2 protein-coding genes are annotated in these 1,388 nt (G+C 61.7%); both read left to right on the plus strand.

The window, feature by feature from the left end; all coding sequences use genetic code 11:
- Nucleotides 1-162, plus strand: a 162-nt coding sequence (locus GPA21_RS21420; protein ID WP_168989841.1) for a TolC family protein, incomplete at its 5' end; no start/stop codon positions are given.
- A 185-nt stretch (nucleotides 163-347) separates the two neighbouring features.
- Nucleotides 348-1,388, plus strand: a 1,041-nt coding sequence (locus GPA21_RS20150) for a TonB-dependent receptor plug domain-containing protein (RefSeq protein ID WP_168989842.1), incomplete at its 3' end; no start/stop codon positions are given.

The raw sequence follows: 1,388 nt of genomic DNA on the forward strand, positions 1-1,388 counted from the left end.
GAAGGCAGCGACAGCCCCGGAACCCTGCTCGACACCCAGCGCAGCCTGTTCTCTGCACAGGATCAACTCATCCAGCTCCGTCTCGCGCGCCTCGGCGCAACCGTGGACCTGTACAAGGCGCTCGGTGGCGGTTGGAGACAGAGTAGCCAGCCCTCTACGTGAAATTTCTGCCGTGAGGCAAGCGACGATTCGTATCGAACGATACATTACGATACAAACGCAAATCATTCTCATATACAATTCGACCTGATCAGCCAGCCAGCCATCAATGGATGAGGGCATCGTCCCCCCCCTCCTGTCAGCCAGCCAGCCGGAAATCTTCACGCTACTGACCAGGAGTCCAGGGAATGTCTCGCCATCTACGGGCCGTCGCGCCCGCAATTCGTCTTACACCACTTGCAAAAGCAGTTGGTATCACGCTCTGCGCCTTCGGCAGCCAGGCTTTCGCCCAAGGAGCAGCCGACGGCACCCGGCTGGCCGACGTCGTCGTTACCGCCTCCGGATTCGAACAGGAAATCCGTCAGGCGCCGGCGTCGATCTCGGTAATCACCCGCGAGGAACTTGAGCAGAAGCAGTTTCGCGACCTCGGCGAGGCGCTGCAGGGGATTGAGGGCATCGACGTTCGCACTTCGACCGGCAAGACCGGCGGCATGGACATCAGCATCCGCGGTATGCCGAGCGACTACACGCTGGTGCTGATCGACGGGCGCCGGCAGAACGTCGCGGGCAATGTGACGCCCAACGGCTTCGACCATGCATTGACCAGCTTCATCCCGCCACTATCGGCCATCGAGCGTATCGAAGTCATCCGCGGCCCGATGTCTACCCTCTATGGTTCGGATGCGATGGGCGGCGTCATCAACATCATTACCCGACGGGTCGCCCGTCAATGGGGTGGTGCGCTCGGCCTTGAAGCCGGGATCCCTGAGAGCGGCAAGTACGGCGCCGAACAGAAGATAAATCTCTACGCGAACGGCCCACTGGTGGACGATCTGCTTGGCATCGCACTACGCGGCAGCGTCTATCGTCGGGCCGAGTCAGATCTGGTGCTTACGCCCGACGGGGTATCTGCCGGCGCACGCAACCCGGCACCCGCCGAGAGCCGTCAACACAGTCTGGGCACCAGGGTCACACTCACCCCCAACGCGAGTCACGACGTGTGGCTGGACATCGAGCAGAACCGGACCTGGTACGACAATGAGGAATGCCGTCTCGGCACCCGCGATTTCCTGAACTGCACCACCGGTGCAACGACTGCTACCGCGTCCGGCTACCGGGACTACCTGCGCTTTAACCGCGATCAGATCGCCATCGGCCATACCGCTCGTCTGGATCTCGGCATGATCGAGTCCAGCCTGATGCGCACCGAGACCGAAACCATCGGCCGC

The organism is Azoarcus taiwanensis (assembly GCF_012910885.1).
Classification (GTDB): domain Bacteria; phylum Pseudomonadota; class Gammaproteobacteria; order Burkholderiales; family Rhodocyclaceae; genus Azoarcus_F; species Azoarcus_F taiwanensis.